The following is a 19,235-nucleotide window of genomic DNA, read 5'->3' as shown; positions in this document are numbered from 1 at the left end:
GGCATAGATAATACCAACATTCAATGCTACACTCTCTTCATCGTGTACGTACATCACATTTTGCAACGAAAAAAAGCTGGGAGGGGCAGCCGCCCCATAGGTGCGAACGTAAGCAGAGGGTCCGCCCTCTGCGCTCCCCAGGCGGGAATACAAAAGGGCATGTTATACCCGGTTAAAAAGTAAAAGATCACGCGGGCGCTTGCAAAGAGCGCACACACGCGAGAAAAAGGAACAATACGCTATGGCTACAATGAAAGCTGTACGAATACATGGCTTTGGTGATGTGGATGTTTTGAAATATGAAGAGGTTGAACGGCCTGAGCCGCAGGAAGGAGAAGTGCTGGTACGAGTACGGGCCGCCGGGGTCAATCCAATTGATACCGTTTCACGTGCCCATGCTTATCGGGTAACGACTGGAGCGGCCCACTTTCCTTATACGTTGGGCTGGGATATCTCTGGTGAGGTGGTGGCATTGGGAAAAGGGGTCGATCAATTTCGCGTCGGTGATCAGGTGTATGGGATGCCTCGCTTCCCTCAAGAGGCCAAAGCCTATAGTGAGTATGTGGCGGCACCAGCACGTGATCTTGCCCTCAAACCCGCAAAGTTGACCCATCAGGAAGCGGCGAGCATACCGCTGGTGGGCCTGACGGCATGGCAATCCTTGTTTGATTCCATCGATCTGCAAACAGGGCAAACGGTGTTAATTACCGGTGGCTCCGGAGGCGTAGGCTATCTCGCCGTCCAGTTCGCCAAATGGAGGGGCGCCACAGTCGTGACGACAACGTCCACACGCAACGTGGCCTTTGTCACCAACTTAGGGGCTGATACCGTGATTGATTACACGCAACAAGCGCTCCGCGACGTCACTAGCAATGTGGATACCGTCCTGGATACCGTGGGAGGAGAGACGCTGCGCGAAACCTTTCAGGTTATAAAACGTGGCAGCACGCTCGTCTCATTACCGGGTCATGCTGGCGTTCAGGCTATCGGCGATGAACTGGCACCACAATATGGGGTAAAATTCATCTTTAAGCCGGTCCACCCCTCTGGAGAGCAGCTAGCGCAGATGGCACCTCTCTTTGATGCAGGCCTGGTAAAGACGCACCTTGAAGCGGTCTTTCCGTTGAAAGAGGCCGCGCGAGCGCATCAACTGGTCGAGGGTGGACGGGTCCGAGGCAAAGTCGTCCTCAGTATGGAATAGTCTGTTAAGCATAACATTCCATATATAAAGAGCTAATGTGGTTTGCGACGAGGTGGACTCAAGCTCAATGGCTTGCGACTAGCTTGAGTCCACCTCGTCAGATGAGGTAAAAAGGAGAGAGAACCATACTGTTGCGTTCACGGTCTAAACCGGGGTGAGACCGCCATTGGGGGCTGCTGTGTTTGATCATCTTTTATCAGGCATGATACGATGAACAGGATCGCACGTAACATTCACCGGGGAGGTCCGATGGCTTATCTTCATCAACAGGAACCGACAGCAAACATGGATGAGGCGGAGGTACAGCTTGCCCTCCGAGCTTCCGGCGTCGGCACCTGGAATTGGAATCTGCTCACCAATGAGATCATCTGGACCAACCAGACACGAGCTCTTTTCGGCCTTCCATCCGGGACGCCCATTACCTATGAGCTTTTTCTGGCCTCACTCCACCCCGACGATCGTGAGATGGCCCACCAGATTAACCTGCAGGCGATCGCCGCCTGCCCCTCATCAACCTGCTGTGGACAAAACGTCACGCTTTTCTACGTATGGGCACAGATAGCCACCGCGTCACGCGCCAGGTTCCAGGCATCGGGCGACCCCAGTCCAGTCGCCAGGTCATATCCCGGGCCCGCCAGATAGTAGAGATTGTTCCCTTCCGTGATGTCATGAAAGGCAAGGTATGGGCGCTTCATCGCAGCTAACCGATAGAGCAAAGCATTGGCATGGCCCAGGGGCTGACAGCGCTGGGAGATCAGATACTGGTTCACATCGATAGCCAGCGCGGCCCACAAGGGGGCCGCGATGCTGGTCCCCCCGATGCGGTACCATCCCGAGGGGTCAGGCCCGGTAGTGGTAAAATATGCCTGAAACCCAAAGTAGGAATCGGCATTGGCCGACACATCGGGGACCAGGCGATTGTCGATAGCGGGACCCAGTCCCTTTTGATAGGCCGGGCGGGAAAAAATCGAGCTGATCCCGCCGCCGCCGCCGTAACTCATAGGCGTGTCAAGGGTGTGCCAGGCAGTCTCGCGGATATATTCCCCGTGATCTCCAGTATATAGAGTTGTTCCACCTACCCCGATTACGAACGGCTCATTGGCCGGCACATCCACCGCCAGGTCCTGGTTCTGACAATCATAGGCCCCCTGGTCGCCGCTGGCGGCAAAAAACGCTTGCCCCTGTGCGGCTCCCTCGCGGAAAATCATATCAAGCTCGCGCAGATTCGCCTCATCCGCAGCCGGTTCGCACACCCCCCAGCTTGTGCTCACGACCCGCGCCACGTTCTCGGTGACGATCTGGTTAAACGTCTCATTCACCCCGGCAGTAGTGTTCGGGCCGATATAGATCCTTTGCTGCGCCCCGGGGGCAATGGCAGAGACCTTCTCCATGTCCACCGCCACCTCCATGGAGTCCGGTCCCGGCGTATTCTTAGCTCCTCCGACCAGCACCGTCGAATACTGGCCCGTCCCAAGGTGAAAGCGTGCCCGATAGGTTTTAACATCGTCCGGGTAATACCCGGCTAACTCAAAGAGAGCTATCGTCTGCCCGTGACCATCGGCCCCTGCCTGCAGGAGCGGATTGATATCATAGGCGGTCCGCAGTTCGTCTGGCGTATACCCCTCCAGGGGGGGACGAGGTGCTGGAACCTCTCGCTCTGCCATATATGAGGACGATACAAGCCTACATTATCAAGCCCCCCAACCGACTGGATGGTCTCGGCAATCGATGAGGGCGCCGAGGGATCTTTCTTGGGAGCGTAAACCAGGCGCCCCTCCACGCGATAGTTCTGCAGGGTCGTGTGAAACAGGTTTTCCACCTCTTGGGCGGTTCCAGAGGCGTTAATCAAGAGGCGATTGTCGCTAATCGAGCCAATGCCAATCTTCAGACCACCTTGCTTTAGAAAAGCGGCGACCGCGTCGACCGTGGCCTGTTCTGGCCCAAAGAGCTCTTGAAACATCCCCCGCGTCAGGTACTGATGATACATGGCTGCGGCAGGATCGTCTTGCGCGGCCAGCAGCGCGTCCAGAGCCTGCAGATTACGCAATTTGAGGCCAACCGAGAGCTGCATCTCCGTGCCTGGTGAAGTCGGTCCAACTGAGGGCATATTCTCCACCAGGGGGACCAGGTGGCCGGGAATGATCTGCAAGGGAGGCGACCCTTGTGGATGTGCCGCTATTGCACCTGGCGTCGCTCCCAGGAGCAGAGATGCCAGGTGCATGAGCACCAGCACCGGAACACACAGCACCACAGAGAACCGCCAGAGCAATCGGGAAAATCTGTTCATAACTGCCTCCACAACGAGCTAGACGACGACCAACGATAAGATCTTTGTCCCTCATGACGCCGGGCCACTACCCGTGCCACCGTGCTCAGAGAAAAAGGAGCTCGAACGGCCATCACAGCACGAATTTGAGGCCGTTTGTAGATTGAAAACCCCAGGGCTTTTATAATTGAGGTAAAATCATCAAAGAGATGGGTGACGCGGGAATCACGGCTGGGGCACGAAATGTCGGGGGTTTTCTGCTGCCCATAGCTGATAACGGTCACTGTGCCAAAGCTGGAGGGCTTAGAACAAGGGACAAATGGAAGCTGATCCAGTGGCATAGCCTTGAGCACGTCGTCGAAAAAGTGAATTGTCCGCGTTGCATCCAGTGTTCTACTGCCATGACTCTGACACATTGATCCAACGGTATACGTCGCGACACTATTGAGCATCACATCAATAGTGTAGGGGCAGGTATTCATCGAGCCATAATTGACAATGAGCGCGTGGGTCGCAGGCAATAGTCTGGTCCTCGCGCTGGTCCCTATCCCTGGTGAGGCGTAGGCCACCGAATATCCCATAGATGACAGCAGCACCCATCCTATGATGAAAGCGTATATGATCTTCATGCTTTCCCTCCACCCAATAATCTCGCTAATGCTCAAATAAGCTAAAAACTCTTAACATATGTATTACATTTTAGATACACAGATACAGTCTATATGATTAATTATAAAAAAATTGCAAATCGTTTCAAGCCATATATGAGAATAATTGATTCGTAATAGATCCCCTGTGCCCTATCTCTCCATGGTCGATTTCCCCTCCTCGCAGGGGTACGCCCGCGAGCGGGCCGCTTTGCTTCGCTTACGACCTGAACCGGGGTGAGACCGGCAACGGCGACCGCTGTGTTTGATCGCCTTTCATCTGGCATGATACGATGGAAGGAATCACACGTAGCGCTAACCCGGGAGAAGTCAATGGCTTATCTTCATCAACAGGAACCGACAGCAGGCATGGATGAGACGGAGATACAACTTGCCCTCCGAGCTTCCGGCGTCGGCACCTGGAATTGGAATCTTCTCACCAATGAGCTCGTCTGGACCGATCAGAAGCGGGCCCTCTTCGGCGTTCCACCCGGGACGCCCATTACCTATGAGCTTTTTCTGAGCTTGCTGCACCCGGACGATCGTGAGATCACGCACCAGCGTAATCTGCGGGCGCTCGCCGGGCAGCAGGAATATAAGAAGGATTATCGGGTCATCTGGCCCGATGGGAGCGTGCACTGGCTTACCGATCAGGCACACGTCAGACGCGATGAGACGGGGAAGCCAATCCAGGTTATCGGCGCAACCGTCGATGTTACGGAACAGAAGCAGCGGGAAGCACAACTTCAACAGGCCAAAGACCAGATATCCACCATTCTCGACAGCATTACTGATGCCTTTGTCGGTCTCGATACACAGTGGCGCTACCGCTATGTGAATCGGCGTCTGGCAGCGCTACACGGGAAGACGCCGGAAGCGATGCTGGGGAAAAGTATGTGGGACGTCGCCCCCGCGCTCCTTGGCACACCTTTTGAAGACTATTACCGCACGGCGATGCAAAACGGGCAGACCATACATTTCGAGGGTATCCATCCCGTATTCAAGATCTGGGTCGAGGTTCATGTCTATCCTCAACCAGATGGGATGACCATCTATATACACGACATTAGCGAGCGCAAGCAGGTGGAAGAGGAGCTGCGCGAGAGCGAGGCCCGCTTCCAGCGCCTGCGTGAAGCGAACATCATCGGCATCATCACCACCGACGAGCAGGGGAACGTCCTCGACGCCAATGACGCCTTTCTGGCCCTGCTGGGCTATACACGCGCAGAGCTCGAAACGGGGCAAATCGTATGGAACACCATCACATCACAGGAGTCACGGGAACGGGACTGCGCGGCGATCGAGGAGGCCTTGCGAACAGGGATTGCATGGCCCTATGAAAAGGAATATATAGCGAAAGATGGCAGGCGTATCCCGGTGCTCATCGGGCGTGCCCTCTTCCGCCGGGAAGGGGCGCCGCCACAATTTCTGTGCTTTGTGCTCGATCTGACCGCGCGCAAAGAGGCGGAGCGGCAAAAAGATATCTTTCTCGGCATTACCGGACATGAGCTACGCACCCCCCTGGCAGCTCTGAAGGGTACGCTACAATTGCTCTATCGGCGTATCAATCGCTTCATCAAACGGACGGATCAGGTCACGCCCGAGATGACCACTTTGTTCGCCGGTATCCAGGAGCACCTGCTCGAAGGAGTGCGGCAAGTGGACATCCAGACCCGTTTAGTGGATGATCTGCTCGACATTTCACGCATCACCACCGGCACGCTCAATCTGTCACTCCAGAGCTGCGACCTGGTCTCCATTGTGCGTGAGACCGTAGAGGATCTCCGGCTCGTCGCTCCGCAGCGCCAACTCCTGTTCGAAACGCCACAGGAAACGCCAATCACCGTCATGGCCGATCCCACCCGCATTCAGCAGGTTGTCACAAATTATCTCACCAACGCCCTGCGCTATTCATATGTAGACCAACCAATCAGCACAGGGATACTGGTCCAGAACCACATGGCGCACGTCTGGGTGCGAGATCGTGGGCCTGGCCTTGCCAAAGAGGCGCAAGCGAACATCTGGCAATGCTTTCACCAGGTCAAAGAGGTCCCCCTACAAAGCGGCTCCGAGAAAGGATTGGGGCTGGGCCTCTATCTGTGCAAGACCCTCATTGAGCAGCACCACGGCACAGTCGATGTCGAGAGTAGCCCTGGCGGAGGGGCCACCTTCTGGTTTCATCTCCCTCTGGCTCATGCCCAAAACGCCCCCCTGCCGTAGGGGGAGGTGATCGTGCGCGGGAGGGGGTGTGGGGCAAATGTTTGTTTCCCATAACGTGGTGCCACCATGTTCCGAGCATCAGGAATCTCAACGGTCTTCAGAGGGAGAGATTGTGGCCGCCTGATGGTTGAAAACCCCAGTGCATGCTGGATCGAGACGGCATCATCGTAGAGTTGGGTGACGCGGGAATCATGGCTGGGACACGAAATATCGGGCGACTTCTGCTGCGCATAGTCGACCGTGGTCTCCGTGGCATAGCTGATAGGCTTCAAACAAGGCTTATAAGGCAGGTGATCCAGTGGCGTGGCCTTGAGCACATGGTCAAAAAAGCTAATGGTCTGCGGGACATCGAGGGTTCCACTGCCATGACGCTGACACACGGTATACGTCGCGAAGCTATTGAGCGCCACATCAATGGTATAGGGACAGGTGTTGGTTGAGCCTGAATTGACAATCAGCGCATGGGTATCAGGCAGCTGACTACTCCTGGGACTGTCCCCTATCTCCGGCGCAGTACGACTCGCCGCATGTCCCACCGATACCAGCAACACCCATGCCATGATAGCGATAATAGACATAACCTTCACGATCTTCCTCCCCACCAGCAAATACACGGATACCAGAAAAGCTCTTCAATTATTGATGGCGCTCCGTTAAAGAGTGTCTTTCTTCCGTCATGTTGGGGGCACGTGAGCGCCCCCGCACAGGCGGCCGCTACGCGGCCGCACTGTTTTGGTGTGTTGGTGCACCCCACACACGAACATACAATGAAATTCTGAGCACCGCCGGTGCTCAAGAGTCCTTTGGTTGTTGGTGCACCCCATGCACGAACACACAACGGAATTCTGAGCACCGCCGGTGCTCAAGAGTCCTTTGGTTGTTGGTGCACCCCATGCACGAACACACAACGGAATTCTGAGCACCGCCGGTGCTCAAGAGTCCTTCATGAGTTACCCCGAACTTTCTGAACAAAAGTTCGGGGTCCTCGTCGCAAGATCGGCCCCGAGCCACGCTGGCCGATCCTGCGCTTGCGGACGGTACGCTTGCCATAACCGTGAGAGACCTCGGCGCAGCCGATAGAGCGGTTGCCGGGTCTGACGCGCCCGCTTGCCGGTTTGATGATCCCAGCGATCGAGCGCCCACAGACGTACCAGCGTCCCTTCACACATCAGCAGCTGGAGCAAAAAGGCATAGACCAGCGTTACCATTCCCAGGAATTTCAGCTGCCTCTCCCATCCACGTACCCGCATATGCTCGATCCCCAATTCACTTTTCTCAAAGCGGAAGCTCCACTCGATTTGCCAGCGGCGGCAGTAGATGTTCACGATTCGCATGGCGGCTTCAGCTTCCTCAACTGGCTCATTGGTGAGCAAATACCAGGGACTGCTCCATTCTTTGGCACTGGCCACCACCAGATAGAGCGGCATGCCTTCCACCTCCGCATGCCGCACGAGGCGCCATTTGATAGTCAAGGTGATCTCCCGACCAAACGCGGCCCACCAGAGCGTTCCTTGCACGCTCTGGCGTTTGCCCCGGGCAATTTCCCACGCTTTGCGCTTGGTACCTTGCTCATCCACCAACTCATAGCGACCCGTCCAACGCTCAACAAACCGTTGCCCGAGTCGATGCATGACCTGTAACCACGGGCCACCAGCCCATCCGCGATCAAAGACATGAATCACCCTCCGGCCCCACTGCTGAGCCAGGTGACGCACCACGCGTTCTTCCTCAATCCGGCCCGTGCTCGCATGGCTTCCGCGGCTGCTCCAGTAGTGCATCTTGATGACACTTGGCAGGCTCTGCAGTCCGATGAGCACGGCCCCGTGCCAATGGATCCCTGGAACCAGAATGGGAGCCCCCTTGGTTGGGCTGATGCAGTGGGCTTTGGGGCGCGGGCGGCTCAGTCGCCGTCCTTTGGACGAACGAACCGGGCACAACCCTTCGACCTTGACACTTTCGGGTTTCTCCAACTCACTGCCATCATGGAGAACCAGCGCCAGGCACCCCTGGTGTTCCAACGTCTCTAACTGCTTGGTCGCTTGCTGCCACAGAAACTGGTCAATGAGCCAGGCTCCCCACTTGGTGCTGCTCAAGAGTCGCTGGATCCGCTTGCTGGCAGCCGGGGCATGTTGGGGCGACAGCAGCATAGCCCCCAATTCTGTTTGCAACAGACCCGCTTCCCGATGCCGCAGTTGGATGATGCTGACAATCACATCGGCAAAGGTGCGAACCAGGCGGCGATCGAGATAAGCATCTAAGAGGACGTAGAGCGGAGCGAGCCATGCATCCAAGCGATGGACGAATTGGCCCGCCACTTCCTGGTCAAGGCGCGTCATGAGTTGTTCCTGTTCCGGAACTGTGCGATACTGTGTGTGCATACAAAGAACCCTCCTGAGTGGTTTGTTCTACATATGTTTTATCTCAGAAGGGTTCTTTGGTGCCTTTTTCCCCCTTTTTTCCTACCTCTGAACTCCCGTTCTTAAAGTTCGGGGTAACTCATGAACAACCAGAACACCGGCGCGGCCGCGTAGCGGCCGCCTGTGCGGGGGCGCTCACGTGCCCCATGGTGACGAGAGTCAAACACACATTTAGATATGAAATGGCTGTATATACAACACCCCATTATAAAAATTTCATAAACCTTTTCAAGTCATGTATAAGCATATTTCATTTATATTAATGAAAGAAAATTCTCTCCTAAAAGAACGCTGACTAACAATTTTCTGCGTCTCTACGCTCGGACCCCCCGGCTGCCACATAATTGATGAAATTCAAATATGTATCCAAAACCTTCATTTTCTACATGAGCTATAATTAATACATGAAGAGCACTTTTTAGCGAATAGTTACCTGAATGCTGAAAATTTCTCTTATATGTTTGTTCCACGTATTTTGTTTATTCCATTCGACAAGCCTGACCAGCTCACTTACCCTTCAGGCTTCATACAGGAAGGAATAGCATCTATGACAAAAGTGGATCGCCACCGCCGGCTGCCGCGCAAATGCCCCCCGCTAGACAGGCGCCTGGCCGGTTCGCTGCTGGTTGTGGGAGCCTTGCTCACAATACCTATGCATAGTGCTCATGCCAATGCTATAAGGACGTGGCAGAGCACCCATGGGCAGCAGCGTACGCACATCATGCACAGCACCTCTGGGGAGCAGCAACGCATTCAACACTCCCTCAATGCCCACACGATGCCACAAACACCCATACTCAATTCCATCCTCGTGAACAAAAGTCAGCCACTCATTATTACCCATGTCACCCAGCAAGGCCCTCCTGGACCTCCTGGACCACAAGGTCCGCAAGGCCCTCTGGGTCCGGTTGGACCGCAAGGTCCCATAGGCCCTGCTGGCCCCGCTGGTGGAACGGGCCCGCAAGGTCCTGAAGGTCCTCAAGGGGCAACTGGCCCTACTGGCGCGACTGGCCCTGCTGGCCCTCAAGGCTTTGCTGGTGCTACTGGCCCGCAAGGTCCGCAAGGTCCGCAAGGCCCGATTGGTCCTGCGGGACCTGAAGGCCCGATTGGTCCTCAAGGTAGTGCAGGGGGTCCCCCTGGCCCTGCTGGCCCCTCTGGACCTGCCGGCCCCTCTGGACCTCAAGGTCCTCAAGGCCTGCAAGGTCTGCAAGGTCTGCAAGGCCTTAGGGGCAATACTGGTGGGACAGGCCCTGCCGGTCCTCAAGGCCCACAAGGCCCACAAGGCCCACAAGGCCCACAAGGTCCTGCCGGTCCTGCTGGCTCTGCTGGCTCTGCTGGCCCTCCCCAGATCATTATTTTGCGGGTTCCTATTGTGATTCCTGAACCGGTTTGTGGGATTAGCTTTCGGCATTATAGGTATTGCCGGTTCCCAAGGCATTTTCGAGGTCACAGGTCATCTCGGCATTATAGACATTGGCCGTATGATTCATCTGCCGCACCATGGATAGATGGGAGATACGACGGCGTGAATAGCTTTCTAGAAAACGAACCGAGACCATGAGCAACAAAAATGCATAGCTGTAACTGATGAACCTGAATAAACTGGTCGCCCACCAGAGCCTACACGTGATTGTCATGTATACACCCGTATACGGCGGAGCGACACAGCACTACATGTTGGATCGGAACGAAACACCCGGCATGGTTTGAAGCATCCGGGTGTTTCCGTTGCGTCCACTTCTAGCTTCTGCCAGTAAGGTAAGCACCTGGAACCAGCAGGTAGCTACTTGCCATATTCCCTCTCTTAGCTACGTAGCTTGTTACTATCTTCTTCCCCAAGCCAGGTTTGATTCTCGCCATTGTGGGGCACATGAGCGCCCCCGCACGGGCGTCCGCGTGCGCGGCCGCACCGGTTTTGTATGTTGGTGCATGCAGGGCGCGAATGCGTCCTGCATGCACCAACATACAACGAACTTCTAAGCATGGCAAATGCGAAAGCTCATGCGGGTTGTAGGCGATATTTATGAGAATCAAATACTGTCTAAGATAATCCATCACATAGCGCGACCTATTTCCATGTACCCATGCTCGTTTTACCGCCCTAGAACCGCTCCTATTTATGCTCGATATTTACATCCCCATATGCAAAATTTCTACATTTGTAATATTAAAACATATATCATCCAAAAATTTCGTTTTCTACACTATATATAATTAATACATGAGAAACACTTTTAGATAATATTTATCTGAATGCTGAAATTTCTCTTATATGTTCGTTCCACGTATTTTGTTTATTCCGTTCGGCAAGCCTGGATGGCCCACACACCCTTCAGGCTTCACACAGGAAGGAATAGCATCTATGACAAAGGTGGATCGCCGCCGCTGGCCGCCGCGCAAATGCCCCCCGCTAGACAGATGCCTGGTCGGTTTGGTGCTGGTTGCGGGAACGCTGCTCACGATACCCATGCACAGTGCTCATGCCGATGCAGCAAAGGCATTGCGGAGCACTCATGGGCAGCAGCGCACGCACATCATGCATAGCACCTCCGGGGAGCAGCAACGCATTCAGCACTCCCCCAATGCCAACACGACACCACAAACATCCGCACTCGATTCCAACCTCTTGGATGAAAGTCAGCCACTCATTACCGATGTCATCCAGCAAGGACCATCTGGCCCATCTGGCCCATCTGGCCCACCTGGACCGCAAGGCCCCACTGGACCTCAAGGCCCAGCCGGACCAGCGGGGCCTCAAGGTCCACAAGGTAACCTGGGTCCCGTTGGACCTCAAGGCCCTACTGGCGCGCAAGGTCCCGCTGGCGGAACGGGTCCGCAAGGTCCTTCAGGTCAAGAAGGGGCAACTGGTCCTCAAGGCCCGCAAGGCGAAGCTGGCCCTGCTGGCCCCAAGGGTGATACTGGTCCGCAAGGTCCGGTTGGCCCGCAAGGATCTACGGGCCCTGCTGGCCCTGCTGGCCCGCTAGGCCCGCAAGGTCCACAAGGTCACACCGGCCCGTCTGGCCCGCAAGGTGACATCGGTCCCTCCGGTCCGCAAGGTGATATCGGCCCGTCTGGCCCTCAGGGTGATATCGGCCCGTCTGGCCCGCAGGGTGATATCGGCCCGTCTGGCCCGCAAGGTCCTTCCGGTCCTCAGGGCGACATCGGCCCATCTGGCCCGCAAGGTGATATCGGCCCGTCTGGCCCTCAGGGTGATATCGGCCCGTCTGGTCCGCAAGGTCCTTCTGGCCCTCAGGGCGACATCGGTCCGTCTGGTCCCCAGGGCGACATCGGCCCGTCTGGTCCGCAAGGTGATATCGGTCCTTCCGGTCCCCAGGGCGACATTGGCCCCTCCGGTCCTCAGGGTGATATCGGCCCGTCTGGTCCGCAAGGTCCTTCTGGCCCTCAGGGCGACATCGGTCCTTCCGGTCCCCAGGGCGACATCGGCCCGTCTGGCCCTCAAGGTGACATCGGCCCGTCTGGCCCTCAGGGTGATATCGGCCCGTCTGGCCCGCAAGGTCCTTCGGGTCCTCAGGGCGACATCGGCCCATCTGGCCCGCAAGGTGATATCGGCCCGTCTGGCCCTCAGGGTGATATCGGCCCGTCTGGTCCGCAAGGTCCTTCTGGCCCTCAGGGCGACATCGGTCCTTCCGGTCCCCAGGGCGACATCGGCCCGTCTGGCCCTCAAGGTGACATCGGCCCGTCTGGCCCTCAGGGTGATATCGGCCCGTCTGGCCCGCAAGGTCCTTCGGGTCCGCAAGGCGACGTCGGTCCTTCCGGTCCGCAAGGTGACATCGGCCCGTCTGGCCCTCAGGGTGATATCGGCCCGTCTGGCCCTCAGGGCGACATCGGCCCGTCTGGCCCTCAGGGTGATATCGGCCCGTCTGGTCCGCAAGGTCCTTCGGGTCCTCAGGGCGACATCGGCCCGTCTGGCCCTCAGGGTGATATCGGCCCGTCTGGTCCCCAGGGTGATATCGGCCCGTCTGGTCCGCAAGGTCCTTCGGGTCCTCAGGGCGACATCGGTCCTTCCGGTCCGCAAGGTGACATCGGTCCGTCCGGCCCTCAAGGTGACATCGGCCCGTCTGGCCCGCAGGGTGATATCGGCCCGTCTGGCCCGCAAGGTCCTTCCGGTCCTCAGGGCGACATCGGCCCATCTGGCCCGCAAGGTGATATCGGCCCGTCTGGCCCCCAGGGTGATATCGGCCCGTCTGGTCCGCAAGGTCCTTCTGGCCCTCAGGGTGACATCGGTCCGTCTGGCCCCCAGGGTGATATCGGTCCTTCCGGTCCCCAAGGCGACGTCGGTCCTTCCGGTCCCCAAGGTGACATCGGTCCGTCCGGCCCTCAAGGTGACATCGGTCCGTCTGGCCCCCAGGGTGATATCGGTCCTTCCGGTCCCCAAGGCGACGTCGGTCCTTCCGGTCCGCAAGGTGACATCGGTCCGTCCGGCCCTCAAGGTGACATCGGCCCGTCTGGCCCTCAGGGTGATATCGGCCCGTCTGGCCCGCAGGGTGATATCGGTCCCTCCGGTCCCCAAGGCGACATTGGCCCTTCCGGCCCTCAAGGTGACATCGGCCCGTCTGGCCCTCAGGGTGATATCGGCCCGTCTGGTCCGCAAGGTCCTTCGGGTCCTCAGGGCGACATCGGCCCATCTGGCCCGCAAGGTGATATCGGCCCGTCTGGCCCTCAGGGTGATATCGGCCCGTCTGGCCCGCAAGGTCCTTCCGGTCCGCAAGGCGACATCGGTCCTTCCGGTCCGCAAGGCGACATCGGCCCGTCTGGCCCTCAGGGTGATATCGGCCCGTCTGGTCCGCAAGGTCCTTCTGGTCCCCAGGGCGACATCGGTCCTTCTGGTCCCCAGGGCGACATCGGTCCTTCCGGTCCCTCTGGTCCTTCTGGCCCCGCTGGCCCCCAGGGCAACATCGGCCCGTCTGGCCCCCAGGGTGCCACTGGTCTGGAAGGTCCCCAGGGCCCGCAAGGTCCGGCAGGTGATATCGGCGCTACCGGCCCGCAAGGCATTCAAGGTCCTCTAGGCCCTGTTGGCCCGCAAGGCCCCAAGGGTGATACCGGCGCTACCGGCCCGCAAGGCCCAGCCGGTCCTCAAGGTGATCAAGGTCCCCTGGGTCCGGTTGGCCCGCAAGGTCCGGTTGGCCCGCAAGGCATTACCGGAGAGACAGGTCCGCAAGGTCCTCAAGGCCAGGTAGGCCCTCCTGGTCCGCAAGGCCAGGATGGCCCGCAAGGTCCTTCTGGTCCGAGTGGCCCCGAGGGTCCTTCTGGTCCGAGTGGCCCTATAGGCGCGCAGCAGTTTGCCGACATCTATAACACTTCACAACAGCTAAATGTGCCAGCAGGTACTGCTATAACCTTCGATTTGAACAGGGCGGACAACACATCAGGGATTCAGCATGAGGCTGGAAGCTCCGCAATTACAGTGACTGATCCTGGAGTCTATAGAGTGCAAATTCGAGTTCAGGGCGGCGCTGGCAATCAGTTCACCCTTGATGTACAACATAGCGGTAGCACCACAGCAACACCTCTTGCTACATTTGGTGCGGATGATACAACAAAGTTAACTATTGGTGAAGCAATAGTAAGGTTGGAAGCTAACGATGTTCTGACTGTTGTAAATACTTCGAGTGGTGAGGTTACACTTCCTGAGAATATTGGAGGCTCAAATCCTACAATAAACGCATCCGTGGAGTTGTGGAAGCTAAGCAGTTAGTAAATATCCTTCACTCCCTACAAAGCCGTTAAGTAACTGTAAAGATTAGCGAGAGGACGTATGGGTGGCAAACCGCCACCCATACGTCCTCTCATCTGTCTCTACAAGCTTCCAGGTGGCCTATACATCCATCGGCACACGACCATGGCCGTAAAAAACGTATGTTACGGAACGCCTTATAGGCCGAAAAAGGATGCAGTGCCGGGCTAAAAACGGCATAATCCTGTTGCTTTTTGGTACAATAGAAGGAACGCCAGCAGACAGGGTTTATCATCGCTCGCGTGGGGCGATAGCGACTGAAGGAGCACAACATCGTATGTTTTATATTGGTTGCCCGATGTGGGGATATAAAGAATGGCTGGGGAATTTCTTTCCCGCCAGAACGCCGGCCAACGATTTTCTGCGTCTCTACGCTCAAAAGCTCTCGACCGTTGAGGGGAACACGGTCTTCTACGCCTTACCCTCGGCCGAGACGGTGGCGCGCTGGGCGCAGGAGACACCGGGCAGCTTCCGCTTCTGCCCCAAGGTGCTGCGCAGCATCAGCCACGAGGGGATGCTCGCGCAGCAGAGGCGCGAGACGCTGGCCTTCGTGGAGCGCATGCGCGTCTTCGGCGAGCGGCTGGGACCCATCTTCCTGCAGCTGCCGCCACACTTTGGACCCGCCCAGATCGATCAGCTGCAAGCGTGGCTGGACTTCTGGCCCACCGATCTCAAGCTGGCCGTCGAGGTGCGCCATCCCGACTTCTATGAGGAGCCGCAGGCCAACGCACTGGACGAACTGCTGCGCTCCCACCACGCCGCCCGCGTGATCATGGATACGCGCCCCATCCGCACCGGCACACCCAAAGAGCAGAAGGAGCTGCAGGCCCGCGAGCGCAAACCCCACCTGCCCGTGCACATCACCACCACCAGCGACTTCGCCTTCGTGCGCTACATCGGCCATCCCGATATGAAAGTTAACGCCCCCCTGCTCGATTTCTGGGCCAGACAGCTCGCCGACTGGTATCAGCAGGGGCTGACCATCTACGCCTTCTGCCACTGTCCCTACGAAGTACACTCGCCCCAGATCTGCTACCAGCTCTACCAGCGCGTGCGCGCCCACATCACGCTACCGCCCCTCAACTGGCAGCCCGACGAACCCGACTCAGGCCCCGAACAGATGCGCCTCTTCTAAAACACTTTTCTGGCATTAACTAACGCATAGGCAAGAAATTATCTTCTAGTGCGTTTAAAGCTATATAGAACCAATCGTCAATACATAAGGATACTTCTATTTAAGCAAGAAAGGGAATTTCGATGTCAGAGTCGCAGAAAAAAACCTCTGCTCATCCGGTGAGTGTTAAGGACGCAGTGTATACATGTCCGGTATGCAATGAGCAGATCCTTATCATTAATGCGAATACACTCAGCTATCTTAGCTCCCATGTTGCCGCCACACAGGATAATAATGGGATGACCACGCTTACGATGCAGCATCCCGGATCCCATATCCAGACCAAGTCCTACAATCCCGGAGAGATTATCCGGCCGAACCAGCCGCCATTTTTTGTTGTTGACTCCATGTCGATTGAGACACTTGATCCTACCGACCGATAAGTAAAGCAAAGGATGCCATGACAGAAGATACTACTTACCGGCAAGCCGCAGGCGCGGATGCCACCCGTAACGTGGAATCCTCTGAGGCCGTCTGGAAGGTTCCAGCGTATCTGACTTCTCTTATCGGCCGTGACAAAGAGGTCCATGATATTTGCGTACAGATGCAACAACCCGATATACGTCTCCTTACCCTGTTGGGACCGGGTGGGGTTGGGAAGACGCGTATAGCATTGCAGGTAGCGCATCAGCTCAAGGGTAGCTTTCTGCATGGCATCTACTTTCTCTCATGCTCTATGCTTCAAGAACCCGGGTCGGTATTCTCGCATATCGCGCATATGCTCGAAGTCAGGGACCGGGACGAGTACTCCTTTTTTGACCAGGTGAGGACCTTTCTTGAGCAAAAAGAGTGCTTACTGATCCTGGATAACTTTGAGCATGTGGCGGCGGCTGCTCCAGAGCTTGAGCGGCTGCTCCTCAGCTGTCCCTCGCTGCGTCTACTGGTGACCAGCCGCAGCGTCCTGCATCTGCGGGGCGAACATCAGTATCCCATTTCCCCTCTCCCCGTTCCAGAGCAGGATGAGCAGATGGACGCGGAGGAGATCGCTGGCTATCCCTCGGTACAACTCTTTCTGCGCCAGGCGCAGGCGGTCTTACCTGGCTTCCAGATGACCCAGGAAAACGCGCGCGCCATCGCGGACATCTGTATCCGCCTGGATGGTCTACCACTGGCAATCGAGCTGGCCGCGGCACGCATCAAGCTCATACCACTGCACACGATGCTCAAAGAGCTCCCGCAGCGCCTGGATTTCTTAAGCAGCCGGGTCTCCTCGTACCCTGTGCGGCAGCAGACGTTGCTGAATACCCTCAACTGGAGCTATGACCTGCTCAATAAGCGGGAGCAACATCTGTTTCGGCTCCTCTCAGTCTTCGTGGATGGCTGCACCATCGACGCGGTCGAGAGCGTAATGCAAAGCACGTTGCCCGGCGCGGGCTCCACTACGATAGATATACTCGATATTCTGGCAGCGCTGATGGACAACTGCCTGCTCTACCAGGTGGTGGATCAGGATGGGTATCCCCGCTTCTATATGCTGGAAACCATGCATGTCTTTGGCCGCTCGTGCCTGGAGAGGCACGGAGAGACCGAGCAGGCCCGGCAGGCGCACGCGGAGTATTACCAGGCACTGGCAAAAGAGGGTGAAGGCCAGCTCAAAGGGCCGCAGCAGATCGCCTGGTTGAGGAAGCTAGAGCAGGAGCATGAAAACTTCAGGGGCGCGCTGCAGTGGCTGCTCGCGCACAACGAGGGCGAGCCGCTGCTGCAGTGCTGCCGGGCCCTCTCGCGCTTCTGGTTCCTGCGCGGCTACTGGAAAGAGAGCCGGGCATGGATGCAATCCGCGCTTGATCTCTCTACTGACCACCCGGAAACGGCGCTACGCATGCAGGTCAGACAGCGACTGGACGAATTGATTTTTTACCAGAATAACATCGCCACCGCCCGGCGCTCGCTGGATGAATGGCTGGCGCTTCCCGGCTCGCATACACTGGTGGCGGAACGCATCCAGGCACTGTGCTGTCTGTCTCTGCTGATGCAGAAACAAAATGAGGGTGAGAAAACCTTTCAGCTCCTGGACGAGGCGGAGAAGCTGTGCCGTGCCTCCTCCATACAGTGGGAGCTGGCGCATGTCCTGCGCACCCGTGGGTATATCGCCTGGGCGCGCGGTGATGTGCCGCAGGCGGAGACCTGCGCGCAAGCAAGCCTGCCCATTGCGCGCCGCGTCGGCGACCAGGCATTGATCGCCAAGGTTCTTTCCCTGCTGGCGGCCGTGGCCATGCAACAAAATGCTGCTAAACAGGCGATCATGTTCAACCAGGAGATCCTGCGCATCGCCCGGCTACTGGAAGATAAATACCTGCTGGCGACAACGCTGCAGAACCTCGGCTACCTGCTGGCATATGAAAAGGAGTTCGCCGAAGCCTTGACGCTGACCCAGCAAGGTCTCAAACTGTTTCGTGACCTGGGATACACCCTGCTCACCTGCACCACCCTGCACACCCTCGGCTATATCGCCTTTCAGCAAGGGAACTACGTCCTGGCCTTTGACTCTTTTCACGAAGGATTGGCACTGGCACACGAGATAAACAACAATCCCATGACCGGCTGGCATCTGATCGGCCTGGCCAACCTGGCCTGCGCGCAGTCAGAATATGCACGCTCGGCGCAGATGCTGGGGGCCGCCTCCCTGCGTTTAGACGCGGATAAGCACATGAATGAGGCCGAACGCCTCGAATACGACAACCTGCTGGAGCGCATACGCCAGCAGAGCGGGGAAGGGCAGTTCCAGCTGATGTGGCAAGAGGGCCAGAAAGGAGCGGTCGAGCGCTTTTTGTCTTCCTGGGACGTCAAGGCCCCTGCGCCACTCGCCAGCGAAGATGTACCGCCTCTTCCACTGCCAGAAAGACACACAGAGGACCTGCCCTATCAATTGACGAAGCGTGAACTGGAGGTCTTACAGCTGGTCGCCCAGGGCTTAACGAATATCCAGATCGCGGAAAAGCTGGTGATCAGCGCGCGCACGGTGAACTGGTACCTGACCAACATCTACAGCAAGCTACAGGTCTCATCCAGGAGCGCCGCCACCCGCTTCGCCTTCGAACACCATTTGCTCTCGTAGGTGACGGGTTGGTTCTCGGCTTCGGCGGGGGCCGAGGTGCGCGCTTTGGAGAACGGAACATCCTTCAGGAAGAAGGCGGCCACCGCCCTGTGATGTTGATTCAATTGATTGCATCTCTAATTTCCTGATCTTCAGAATATGTCAGGAACCCCATAGCTAAAGCTAGGGGCTTGCTTCGGTAAGCCTACCTGACCAGCTTGAGGTTTGAAAGACAACCTACGTTACGAATGAGCCATCCCTAACTTTTGAAAAAGTTCCCAAAACCGGGGTGCAGGGCGAGCATGCCGGGGGCATGCTAAACTCCCTGCCGGGGGGCGGGGTGTCCTTTCAAGTATAGGTTTTCAAGGGCCTTGCCCTTTGAGCGCGCTTGTGCCGCCTGACGGCGGCACAAGGAGAGAGGAAATCAGGGGACACCCCTGAAACCCCGCCAGGGGCTGCGGCCCCTGGACCCCGCTCCAAAAAACCTATACCTGTAAGGACACCCCGCCCCCCGGCAGGAG

At 57.1% G+C, this 19,235-nt stretch carries 15 protein-coding genes; 8 read left to right on the top strand and 7 right to left on the bottom strand.

The window, feature by feature from the left end:
• Positions 1–241: 241 nt before the first annotated feature.
• Positions 242–1,201 carry an NADP-dependent oxidoreductase gene (locus KTT_RS20945; protein ID WP_126597867.1) on the top strand — a complete coding sequence of 320 codons (960 nt, stop codon included), beginning with the start codon at positions 242–244 and terminating at the stop codon, positions 1,199–1,201.
• Between the two features lie 249 nt (positions 1,202–1,450).
• Entirely contained in the window at positions 1,451–1,843 is a 393-nt protein-coding gene (locus KTT_RS20940) for a hypothetical protein (protein WP_126597865.1), read from the top strand.
• Here KTT_RS20940 and KTT_RS20935 read toward each other — a convergent pair.
• From KTT_RS20935 to KTT_RS20925, 3 genes are all read right to left on the bottom strand, one after another.
• A complete protein-coding gene (locus tag KTT_RS20935; RefSeq protein WP_268904536.1) occupies positions 1,744–2,652 on the bottom strand; it encodes a S53 family peptidase in 909 nt (302 codons plus the stop codon). The genes KTT_RS20940 and KTT_RS20935 overlap by 100 nt on opposite strands.
• Positions 2,653–2,738: 86 nt before the next feature.
• Complete coding sequence (locus KTT_RS37180) at positions 2,739–3,488, bottom strand: protease pro-enzyme activation domain-containing protein (RefSeq protein ID WP_126597861.1); 750 nt, start codon at positions 3,486–3,488, stop codon at positions 2,739–2,741.
• Positions 3,485–4,096, bottom strand: a complete 612-nt coding sequence (locus KTT_RS20925; protein ID WP_126597859.1) for a hypothetical protein — start codon at positions 4,094–4,096, stop codon at positions 3,485–3,487. The genes KTT_RS37180 and KTT_RS20925 overlap by 4 nt, the downstream gene beginning before the upstream one ends.
• Before the next feature lie 351 nt (positions 4,097–4,447).
• Here KTT_RS20925 and KTT_RS20920 point away from each other — a divergent pair, with 351 nt between their 5' ends.
• Complete coding sequence (locus tag KTT_RS20920) at positions 4,448–6,334, top strand: PAS domain-containing sensor histidine kinase (RefSeq protein WP_235845793.1); 1,887 nt, start codon at positions 4,448–4,450, stop codon at positions 6,332–6,334.
• Here KTT_RS20920 and KTT_RS20915 read toward each other — a convergent pair.
• The 3 genes from KTT_RS20915 to KTT_RS36415 form a co-directional block, all read right to left on the bottom strand.
• A complete protein-coding gene (locus KTT_RS20915; RefSeq protein WP_126597857.1) occupies positions 6,307–6,912 on the bottom strand; it encodes a hypothetical protein in 606 nt (201 codons plus the stop codon). The two genes, KTT_RS20920 and KTT_RS20915, sit on opposite strands and share 28 nt — an antisense overlap.
• 372 nt (positions 6,913–7,284) lie before the next feature.
• Positions 7,285–8,712 carry a transposase gene (locus tag KTT_RS20910; RefSeq protein WP_126594302.1) on the bottom strand — a complete coding sequence of 476 codons (1,428 nt, stop codon included), beginning with the start codon at positions 8,710–8,712 and terminating at the stop codon, positions 7,285–7,287.
• Between the two features lie 634 nt (positions 8,713–9,346).
• Positions 9,347–9,595, bottom strand: coding sequence for a hypothetical protein (locus tag KTT_RS36415; RefSeq protein ID WP_162511796.1), 249 nt, complete (start codon positions 9,593–9,595; stop codon positions 9,347–9,349).
• 235 nt (positions 9,596–9,830) lie between these two features.
• Between KTT_RS36415 and KTT_RS37560 the strand changes: the two genes are divergently transcribed.
• Positions 9,831–10,127, top strand: a complete 297-nt coding sequence (locus KTT_RS37560) for a hypothetical protein (protein ID WP_218030949.1) — start codon at positions 9,831–9,833, stop codon at positions 10,125–10,127.
• 21 nt (positions 10,128–10,148) lie between these two features.
• On the opposite strand, the gene KTT_RS36805 is transcribed toward KTT_RS37560, so the two are convergent.
• Entirely contained in the window at positions 10,149–10,388 is a 240-nt protein-coding gene (locus tag KTT_RS36805; protein WP_218030948.1) for a hypothetical protein, read from the bottom strand.
• Positions 10,389–11,524: 1,136 nt separating this feature from the next.
• Between KTT_RS36805 and KTT_RS37730 the strand changes: the two genes are divergently transcribed.
• From KTT_RS37730 to KTT_RS20885, 4 genes are all read left to right on the top strand, one after another.
• Entirely contained in the window at positions 11,525–14,467 is a 2,943-nt protein-coding gene (locus KTT_RS37730) for a Gly-Xaa-Xaa repeat protein (protein ID WP_443090103.1), read from the top strand.
• 316 nt (positions 14,468–14,783) lie between these two features.
• Positions 14,784–15,641 (top strand): DUF72 domain-containing protein, encoded by an 858-nt coding sequence (locus KTT_RS20895; RefSeq protein WP_126597855.1) that lies wholly within the window; start codon positions 14,784–14,786, stop codon positions 15,639–15,641.
• Between the two features lie 122 nt (positions 15,642–15,763).
• Positions 15,764–16,063, top strand: coding sequence for a hypothetical protein (locus KTT_RS20890; protein ID WP_126597853.1), 300 nt, complete (start codon positions 15,764–15,766; stop codon positions 16,061–16,063).
• 17 nt (positions 16,064–16,080) lie between these two features.
• Entirely contained in the window at positions 16,081–18,735 is a 2,655-nt protein-coding gene (locus tag KTT_RS20885; RefSeq protein ID WP_126597851.1) for a LuxR C-terminal-related transcriptional regulator, read from the top strand.
• Positions 18,736–19,235 lie beyond the last annotated feature (500 nt).

The sequence above is a fragment of the Dictyobacter aurantiacus genome, assembly GCF_003967515.1.
Classification (GTDB): domain Bacteria; phylum Chloroflexota; class Ktedonobacteria; order Ktedonobacterales; family Ktedonobacteraceae; genus Dictyobacter; species Dictyobacter aurantiacus.
Note: the sequence above shows the minus strand (reverse complement) of the source record. Positions and strands in the feature narration are given on the sequence as shown.